At 65.5% G+C, this 9091-nt stretch carries 10 protein-coding genes; 7 read left to right on the forward strand and 3 right to left on the reverse strand.

Annotation, left to right across the window (positions count from 1 at the left end; genetic code table 11):
* The first annotated feature begins 155 nt into the window (after positions 1-155).
* The gene (locus MLE27_RS16590) at positions 156-2186 is read left to right on the forward strand and encodes a methyl-accepting chemotaxis protein (protein WP_243313535.1); all 2031 of its coding nucleotides are present in this window, start codon (positions 156-158) and stop codon (positions 2184-2186) included.
* A 9-nt stretch (positions 2187-2195) separates the two neighbouring features.
* Here MLE27_RS16590 and mobA read toward each other — a convergent pair whose 3' ends face one another.
* Together mobA and MLE27_RS16600 are read right to left on the reverse strand one after the other, a co-directional pair.
* Positions 2196-2891, reverse strand: coding sequence for a molybdenum cofactor guanylyltransferase (gene mobA / locus MLE27_RS16595; protein ID WP_243313537.1), 696 nt, complete (start codon positions 2889-2891; stop codon positions 2196-2198).
* Positions 2866-3582: a formate dehydrogenase accessory sulfurtransferase FdhD gene (locus MLE27_RS16600; protein WP_243313539.1), complete on the reverse strand. Its 717-nt coding sequence runs from the start codon at positions 3580-3582 to the stop codon at positions 2866-2868. The genes mobA and MLE27_RS16600 overlap by 26 nt, the downstream gene beginning before the upstream one ends.
* Positions 3583-3649: 67 nt before the next feature.
* Between MLE27_RS16600 and MLE27_RS16605 the strand changes: the two genes are divergently transcribed.
* The 6 genes from MLE27_RS16605 (at position 3650) to MLE27_RS16630 (ending at position 8601) form a co-directional block, all read left to right on the forward strand.
* Positions 3650-4474, forward strand: coding sequence for an ABC transporter substrate-binding protein (locus tag MLE27_RS16605; RefSeq protein ID WP_243313541.1), 825 nt, complete (start codon positions 3650-3652; stop codon positions 4472-4474).
* The gene (locus tag MLE27_RS16610; protein ID WP_243313542.1) at positions 4475-5170 is read left to right on the forward strand and encodes an ABC transporter permease; all 696 of its coding nucleotides are present in this window, start codon (positions 4475-4477) and stop codon (positions 5168-5170) included.
* A complete protein-coding gene (locus MLE27_RS16615; protein ID WP_243313544.1) occupies positions 5167-5832 on the forward strand; it encodes an ATP-binding cassette domain-containing protein in 666 nt (221 codons plus the stop codon). The genes MLE27_RS16610 and MLE27_RS16615 overlap by 4 nt, the downstream gene beginning before the upstream one ends.
* A 15-nt stretch (positions 5833-5847) precedes the next feature.
* Positions 5848-6561 carry a molybdopterin-guanine dinucleotide biosynthesis protein MobB gene (locus MLE27_RS16620; protein ID WP_243313546.1) on the forward strand — a complete coding sequence of 238 codons (714 nt, stop codon included), beginning with the start codon at positions 5848-5850 and terminating at the stop codon, positions 6559-6561.
* Between the two features lie 92 nt (positions 6562-6653).
* Complete coding sequence (locus MLE27_RS16625; RefSeq protein ID WP_243313549.1) at positions 6654-8081, forward strand: sensor histidine kinase; 1428 nt, start codon at positions 6654-6656, stop codon at positions 8079-8081.
* 94 nt (positions 8082-8175) lie between these two features.
* Positions 8176-8601: a PaaI family thioesterase gene (locus tag MLE27_RS16630; RefSeq protein ID WP_243313551.1), complete on the forward strand. Its 426-nt coding sequence runs from the start codon at positions 8176-8178 to the stop codon at positions 8599-8601.
* A gap of 48 nt (positions 8602-8649) precedes the next feature.
* Here MLE27_RS16630 and MLE27_RS16635 read toward each other — a convergent pair whose 3' ends face one another.
* Positions 8650-9063: a universal stress protein gene (locus MLE27_RS16635; protein ID WP_243313553.1), complete on the reverse strand. Its 414-nt coding sequence runs from the start codon at positions 9061-9063 to the stop codon at positions 8650-8652.
* Positions 9064-9091 lie beyond the last annotated feature (28 nt).

Genomic DNA, 9091 nt, shown 5'->3' on the forward strand with positions numbered 1-9091 from the left:
ATGGGAATCTGCCGGGCGTAATTACACCCGTTGAGGGCGTTCGCCCAGGTCGCGGGAATAAGAACCTGGCAAGGGGGGATTTAATGTGATTTACAGCGGTTGCAATTTGTTATAAAAGTATCAAGCTCAAAATAAGTCGTACGAAAGGAGCTGTGATGCGCATCTCATTCTCCCTCAAGATCGCCGCCCTCCTGGTAGCATGCATCGCCGTCGTCAGCCTGGGGATTTTCGCCACAACCTACTATTTCATCTCCTCCGGATTCGACGAAGAGGCCGTCAAGGAGCTGGATGCCCGCCAGAAGTCGGTCCAATCCCGCCTGGACAACCTGAAAGAGGCGACATTGGCGGAATCCTTCCTCATCGCCTCTGATCTGGCCATCGCCCAGGGCATCGCCAAGGGTGATACGGCTTTCCTGCAGAAACAAGCCAAAACGATTATTCAAAAAACGGGCATTGATTTTCTGACCATCACGGACGTCACCGGAAAGGTCGTCGCGCGCGGCCACTCCGACAAAATCGGCGATTCCGCCCTGAGCCAGCTCGCCATCACCAAAGGGCTCAAAGGGGAGGAGAGCGTCGGCATCGAAGAGGGCACCGTGGTCAAACTGTCGGTGCGCGGCGGAGCGCCCGTGCGCCTGGACGGCAAGATCGTCGGAGCCGTCTCCGTCGGGGAGGATCTGGGCACCCACGTCTTCGTGGACCAGGTGAAGGCCGACATGGGTGTGGAGTGCACCATCTTCAAGGGCGACATGCGCGAAACCACGTCCATCATGCGCGAAGGCAAGCGGGCCGTGGGCACCGTCATGGACAACGCCAAGGTCATCGACACGGTGCTCAAGAAGTCGTCCGTGTTCCGGTCGCAGAACACTATCCTCGGCTCCTTGTACGACACCGTCTACTGGCCGCTCATCACCGCTGACGGCAAGACCGGCGGCATGCTCTTCATCGGGAAGGACCGCAAGAGCATCGACGCCACCAAGCGCGGCATCACCTGGAGCGTGCTGGGCTCGGCCGTCGTGATCGGCTTGCTCCTCCTTGTGATCGCCCTGTTCGTCTCGCGCAGGCTCACCAGGCCCATCTCCACCACCATCGCCTTCGCCAAGGACGTGGCCGCCGGGCAGCTGGACAAGCAGTTGGCCGTGCAGTCCAAGGACGAGATCGGCGAACTGGCGGATTCGCTGCGCCACATGGTTTCCGCCATCAAGGGAAAGATCAGCGAGGCGGAGGAGAAGAGCGAGGAGGCCCGCTCCCTGGCCGCCCAGGCCGACGAGGGCAGGCTCAAGGTGGAGCAGGCCCTGAAACAGGCCGAGTCGGCCCGCAAGGACGGCATGCTCGCAGCCGCCGACCAACTGGAGGGCGTGGTGCAGGGCATCAGCGTGGTCAGCACGCAGATCGCCCGCCAGATCGACCTCACCGTGGAGGACATGGGCGTCCAGGAACGGAGGACGACCGAAGCCGCCACCGCCATGGAGCAGATGAACGCCACCGTGCTGGAGGTGGCCCGCAGCGCCTCCAACGCGGCCCAGCAGGCGGCCCAGGCCCGCGCCAAGGCCCAGGAAGGCAGCGAGGTGGTCAACCGGGTGGTGGGCGCCATCAACGACGTGGACCGCATGTCCACGGAGCTGGAATCGGAGATGACCACGCTGGGTGACCAGGCCCGCTCCATCAGCGGCATCATGGGCGTGATCTCCGACATCGCGGACCAGACCAACCTTCTGGCCCTGAACGCCGCCATCGAGGCGGCCCGCGCGGGCGATGCCGGTCGCGGCTTCGCCGTGGTCGCCGACGAGGTGCGCAAGCTGGCCGAAAAGACCATGACCGCCACCAAGGAAGTCGGCGACTCAATCCGCGCCATCCAGGCGGGCACCACGAGCAACGTCCAGCGGGTGAAGAACGCCGCCGAGGCCGCCAAGAACGCCTCCGGCATGGCGGGCCAGTCCGGAACCACCCTGCAGGAGATCGTGCGCCTGGTGGACGACACCTCGGCGCAGGTGCAGTCCATCGCGGCGGCCGCCGAGGAACAGTCCGCCTCCAGCGAGGAGATCAACCGCATCGTGGAGGAGGTCAGCCGCATCTCGGCCTCCACTGCCAACGGCATGCGCGGATCGGGCCAGGGCGTGAGCGAACTGGCCACCCGCTCCAAGGAGCTGGAGGGCCTCATCAGCTCCTTCAGGCACGAAAGCTGAGGGAAGGGGTCAGGGCAGCACGCTCGCCAGGTCGGCGGGGGTGTTCACATTGAAGAAGGGCCGGGCGTCGGCCGTTGAATACATCACCACGTGACGCAAGGCTGCCGGGATGGCTCGCGAGAGCTTCCGGCAGCCTTCTTCGCTGGCGCGGCGCAGCAGAGGGGCCGCCTGGGGCTCGTACACGGCCACCAGGGCCTCGATGAAGCCCGTCTCGATCTGTTGGAAGGTGGTCATCACGGCGTGTCGCGGGCGGGATCGCCACGCGTTGAGCAATATTTCGAGCGTGGCCGCGTCCAGGAGGGGCAAGTCGCAGGAGAGCACCAGGCAGGACGTGCCGTAGCGCTCCAGGGCGGTGACGATGCCCCCCAGCGGTCCCAGGCCGGCTTCGGCGTCCAGGAACCAGGGCACATCGTGCACCAATGGGGCCGGGTCCCGGCCGGAGACGGCCACGGCCGGGCAGAAATTCCCGGCCAGCCGGACCATGCGCTCCAGCATGGGCAACCCGTCCACCACCACCGCGGCCTTGTCCCTTCCCAGGCGGCGGCTCTTGCCACCGGCGAGCACCACGGCCACGCCCGGCGTCATGCCGGAGACGGCGCAGGCGGTTCCGGGGGAGGGTTCGCCCTGCGGCCGTGCGGCCGGGCCGCCGTGATATCCTCCCCCAGGGTTGCCCATGAGCCTAACCGGCGTCGGCGATGCGCTCATTGGCGTCGGTGAAGATGCTGAACCTGTTCTCCCGCGAGAAGCCGATCAGGCTCATGGAGCCCTTACGCGCTATCTCCACGCCCGCCGTGGTCACGGCGGAACGGCTGACCATCATGGCGTAGCCCGTGCGCACCGCCTTGCCCACCAGCGAAGCCGTGGCCCGGGCGGAGACGAAGAGCACCCGGCCCGCCAGCGCCTCGCCGCGCGACAGGGCCCAGCCCGCCATGCGGTCCAGGCAGTTGTGGCGGCCGATATCCTCCACGTGGTGGATGAAGGTTCTGCTGGCGGGGTCGTAGACGGCCGCACGGTGGAAGCAGCCGGTGGCGTCCCAGCGGCCGGCCATGTCCATGAAGCGGGCGGCTCCGTCCAGGATGTCCTGGGGCGTGAGGGGGCCGGGCCAGGCCCTGGCCTGGGGAGGAGAACCGGGCTTGATCCTCAGGCGGAAGCCCGCATCGGACTGGTCGACAATCTCGGGGATGGTGCCAGGCTTGCAGATGTCGAGCAGGGCGTGCCCCAGGGCCAACTCCCGCAGGCGCCCGTCGGGGAAGGCCCAGAGGTTCTTCTCCAGCCCGCCCTCGAATGTCAGGGTCAGGCGGATTTCGGCCGCGGCCTCGTCCTGGAAGTTGCGCCACGCGCCGTCCTTGAACTGGCGGCAGGGCAGGCGGGCGAGATCGATGGGTTGGTTGCTCATGTGCCATTATTGACATGTATGCTGGCCTGCTGCAAGTATTGTCAGGCAAACCAAAAAGGAGCGAGGAATGAAAAAAGCCGCAATTTTCCAGATCATTGCCTGCATCATGGTGCTCAATGCCGCTATGGTCCGGGCGCAGGACAAAGTGTTGATGATGGCCACCACCACCAGCACGGAGGACACCGGGCTCCTTCCGGTGCTTGCGGACGCCTTCAAGAAGAAGAGCGGCGTGGAGTTGCGCTGGGTGGCCGTGGGCACCGGCAAGGCCCTGGAGCACGGCAAGGCCTGCGACGTCGACGTGCTCATGGTGCACGCCCCCGAAGCCGAGAAAAAATTCATGGACGAGGGAGCCGGGCAGGACCGGACCCAGATCATGTATAACGATTTCGTGCTCGTCGGCCCCAAGGCCGACCCCATGAAGGTCAAGGGCAAAAGCACCGCCGAGGCGCTGAAGGCCATCGCGGCGGGCAAGGGCGTGTTCATCAGCCGGGGCGACAAGTCCGGCACGCACATGGCCGAGCTCAAGCTCTGGAAGAGCGCGGGCATGGAGACCCCCGACAAAGAGGAGTGGTACGTCTCCCCCGGCCAGGGCATGCTCCAGGCCCTGCGCATGGCCGCCGAGAAGAACGGCTACGCCCTGACGGACCGCGGCACCTGGATCAAGTTCGAGGCCAGCCCCGAAGGCAAGGACATGGCCATCCTGGTGGAAGGCGACAAGGTTCTGCTCAACCAGTACAGCGTGATTACCCTGAACACGGCCGCCTGCCCCAAGGCCAAGCATGACTTGGCCAAGCAGTTCGCTGCCTGGATCGCCTCCCCCGAGGGCCAGAAGGTCATCGCCGACTTCAAGGTCATGGACAAGCCGCTGTTCTTCCCCAACGCCGGGAAGTAGATGGACTACCTGCTGGAGGGCCTCTCGCGGGCGGTGGACCTTCTGTCCTCGGGGGACCCTGAGACGTTTTCGGCCGTGGCCGCCACACTGGAGGCCACGGCCCTTTCCATGGGCATGGCCCTGGCGGTGGGGATGCCCGTTGGCTTCTGCCTGGGGTATTTCAACTTTCCCGGTAGGCGTCTGCTGCGCATGTGCTCCGACGCGCTCATGGCCTTCCCCACGGTGGTCATCGGCCTGCTGGTGTACGCCCTGCTTTCCCGCAGGGGGCCACTGGGCGACCTGGAACTGCTCTTCACCATCCCGGGCATGGCCCTGGGCCTGACCCTGCTGGCCCTGCCCATGGTGGCCAGCCTCACCGCCGCCGCCGTGGAGCAACTGGACCCCAGGCTCCGCCTCACCCTGCTGACCCTGGGCGCGGATCGCCGCCAACTGCTGCTGGGCATCCTCTGGGAGGCCCGCTTCGGCGTGGTGGCCGGGGCCGTGGCCACCTTCGGGCGCGTGGTCTCCGAGGTGGGCATCGCCATGATGGTGGGCGGCAACATCAAATGGCACACCCGCACCATCACCACGGCCATCGCCCTGGAGACGGGCAAGGGCGAGTTCGCCCAGGGGATCGCCCTGGGCGTGGTGCTCATGTGCATCTCCTTCCTGGTGAACGCGGCCCTGGTGGCGCTCCGGCGCAGGAGCGGCGCGTGAGCGGCCCCCTGGTGTACGAGATTTCCGGCCTGGAGCACCGCTTCGGGGACCGCGTGGCCACGCGCTGCGAGCATCTGGCCGTGGAGCAGGGCAGCATCGTGGGCCTTCGCGGGCCAAACGGCGCGGGCAAGAGCACGCTCCTGATGGTCATGGCCTTCCTGCTGGCCCCCACCCGGGGGGAGGTGCTGTTCATGGGGCAGCTTGGCCAGTGCGGCGACCCCTCCCTGCGCCGCCAGGCGGTGCTCATGCCCCAGGATCCGGCCCTGCTGCGCCGCCGCGTGGAGGACAATGTGCTCTACGGCCTGCGCGCACGTGGGCGGACGGACCCGGACAGCCTGCGCCTGGCCATGGACCTGGTGGGGCTCGACCCGCAAGCCTACCGCCGGCGCTGGTGGTGGGAGCTCTCCGGCGGGGAGAGCAGGCGCGTGGCCCTGGCGGCCCGCCTGGCGCTCAAGCCGCTGGTGCTGCTCCTGGACGAGCCCACCGCCAGCCTGGACCCCCAGAGCTCGGAACTGGTGCGCCGCGCTGTGCTCGGCGCCCGGGATAAACGCGGGCTCACCTGCGTGGTGGTCAGCCACGACCCGCAGTGGCTTGAAAGCCTCTGCGACATCATCCACACCGTCGAGCCGCGGGCCGATGCGGCCCAGGCCGCGATGCCCTGAAAAAAGGAGACGCCCATGCGCGCAGTGAACATTGTCGGATTCAAGGATACGGGCAAGACCACCCTCTGCGTGAAGCTCATCGCCGAGTTGGCCGCGCAGGGCGTGGAGACCGCGTCGCTCAAATTCACGCATCAGGCCGGTCTGGACAAGCAGAACACGGATACGTCCAAGCTGCTCGCCGTCAGCCCCGCCGTGGGGGCCATCGGCGAGGGCGAGTCGGCCATGTTCTGGCGCGGCAAGCGTCACCTGGACCAGATGCTGCCCTTGCTGGGCCGCGACATGGTGGTGGTGGAGGGCGGCAAGGATCTGACCGTGATGCCCCGCGTGGTCATAGCGGCCAACGCTGCCCAGGCCCGCGACCTGGGCGCTGGCGAAGGCGGCCTGGCCATCGCCGTGTACGGGCCCGAGGGCGTCGACGGCGTGCCCGCCGTGACGGACCTAGCGGCCCTGGCCAAGCTGGTGAACGAGAAGGCCTTCCTCCTGCCCGGGCTGGACTGCGGCGGCTGCGGCCAGGCCGACTGCCGCGAGCTGGCGGCCCTGATAGTCTCCGGGGCCACCGGGGTCGAGGGCTGCACCTCCCTTGGGGGGAGCCTGGAAATCACCGTGAATGGAGCCCCCCTGGGCCTGAATCCATTCGTGGGGCGCATGCTGCGGGCCGGGCTTGCCGGCATGCTCGGCGAGCTCAAGGGCGTCACGCCCGGCGAGGTGGTCATCACCATGAAGATGTGAGGAGCGTGCGGGAACGGGCTTGTCCTTGTCATCCGTTGGCTGAATGTGTAGTCCTCGGGTTGGACTCCAACTTGCCTTCGCCAGGAGAGACCATGGACGTCGCCGAGAACGCCCCGGTTCCCGATGATGACGCCGAGCGGCAAGACCAGCATCTCAAGCGCCTGGAAGTGGTCAACAGCCGCATCCAGGCCAAGCTCGGCAACTATAAAGCATACAATTTCACGCAGCTCCAGAGCGTTGCGCTGAACATCTTCTTCGACCTCGCGCAGGAGTTCACCTGCGTCGAGGATGTCTACGCCGTCTGCGTCATGATCCCCAAGGCCCTCTTCGGCCTGGAGTGCACCCTCTACGTGGCCGACGGCCACAACGAGATCATCAGCTGCTGCTCAAGCTACTGCCCCCGGGTGGAGCACAACATCGACTTCACCGAGGAGATGGCCGTCATCAGCGGCCACCTCATGGTGCCCATCAAGGGCAACCGGGAGCTCATCTCGCAGTTGCCGTTCACCCCTCGCGGCGACGTGATCGGCATGTTGCAGCTCTTCCCAGGGGATACCCTCAACGAACACGACAAGCTCTTCTGGGGGCGCTACGCCAACCGCATCGGGTTCCAGTTGCACAACAGGTTCATCAGCCTGAAGAACAAGGAGCATGTGCAGTTCATCCGCAACCTCGTGAAAGACATCGGGCACAACGTGATCGTGCCGAACATGTATTTCAAGCTGTTTTACAAACGGCTCGAAGCGAGGATCAATCTCGTCCGCCCACTGCAGGAGAAATTTCTTCGGCTGAAGTCCATCTGCACGGTCGATGACGAAGCGACAATGCGCGAGTGGTCCAAGATAGAGAATGATATAGAATACATCTACAACACGATTCAGGAACAGTTCAAAGAGATATACAGCCATTACCAGAACACGAGCCTCTTCCTGGAGACGCTGCTCAGGAGCAGCCACTTCGAGGAAGGCCGTTACGTGCTCGAAAAGCGAAAGTGCAACTTCAAGAGCCAGGTGATCGATCCGCAGGTGGAGCGCTTCAGGGCCAGGCTGGCGGAGCGCGGCATCGAGATCGACACCTCCATGGGCGGCGTGCCCGACCAGGAGATCGAGGTGGTGGCGGACCTGGGGCTCATCTCCCAGGTGTTCTCGAACCTGTTCTCCAACGTGGTGAAGTACGCCCGCGACGTGCTGGACGACTCCGGGCGAAGGCGCAAGTTCATGTCCTACGGGTGGTACGTGGCCAAGGATTATTTCGGCCCCGGGCGCGACGGGGTGAAGCTCAACGTGTTCAGCACCGGGCCGCGCATCCAGGCGGAGCAGCGCGCGGGCCTGTTCACGGAGGGCTACCGCGCCGAGAACTCCCAGGGCGAGTACGGCACCGGCCACGGGCTGTACTTCATCCGCGAAGTGGTGAAGCTCCACGGCGGGGATGTGGGCTACGAGCCCACCCCGTTGGGCAACAACTTCTACATCGTGCTGCCATTCGTAACCCCCTCGAAGGAGTCGGAACCCTCGGAGTAAGGCGTCCGCAAGGTGCCTCGCCGCGCCCCCCTTCGCAATCATCTTCCGGGCGGGCGGAGGCCCGGTCCACCCGTCAGCAGAGAGGTTTCGATCCATGCCCAGCCGTTATCTCGAAGAGGTCATCAAGCCTGACCAGCGCGTCAACGCGCTGTTCAACCTGCTGGGGGTGCGTCCAATCCGCCTGGAGGCGGAACGCGCCGAACTGGAATTGCCCTTCAAGCCGGAACTGTTGCAGGGGGCTGGGGTGCTGGCGGGGGGCATGATGGCCGCGTTGGCCGACGAGGCCATGGCCCACGTGGTGCTGGCCAACCTGGAGCCGGGGCTGCAGACGGCCACCATCGAGATGAGCGTGCGCTACTTCCGTCCCGTGCTGCGCAGCGGTCTGCGCGCGGTTGCCGCACTGGTCAACAAGGGCAAGAAGATCATCAGCGCCGAGGCCGCACTGACGGACGACCAGGGGCGGCTGGTCTGCAAGGCGAGCGCCTCGTTCTTCGTGGTGGACAAGCGGCAGGGGGCCTGAATCGGGGCCGCGGCGGGCGTCACGCCGCGCAACGGCCCCGCGGCCAGGTCAGCGGACGACGAGCACGCTGCAGGGGGCGTGGCTGACCACCTTGCTGGCGACGCTGCCGATGAGGAAGCGGTCCAGTTTGGTCTTGGCCCTGCTGCCCATGATGATCAGGTCGGGTTTGGCCTTCTCCGCATAGTTCAGGATCGTGTCAGCGGGCGAGGTGCCGGACTCGATGGCGGTGCCGACATCCAGGCCCATCTTCTTTGCTTCCTGGCGGGCTTTTTCCAGCGAGTTGCGGGCGAAATCCATCAACTGTTGGCTGACGTTTTCCGGGATGCCCTCACCGAAATCGACGAAATCCTCCACCACGGTGAACAGCACCAGCTCGGCGTTTTTCGATTTGGCCATGTCCACGGCTTTTTCGAGAAGAGCGGGAGCGGTCGGGGAAAAGTCGAGACAGGCAAGCATCTTCATGACATACCTCCCATCCGTTTTCGCCGCG

It is taken from the genome of Fundidesulfovibrio agrisoli (assembly GCF_022808715.1).
GTDB lineage: Bacteria > Desulfobacterota > Desulfovibrionia > Desulfovibrionales > Desulfovibrionaceae > Fundidesulfovibrio > Fundidesulfovibrio agrisoli.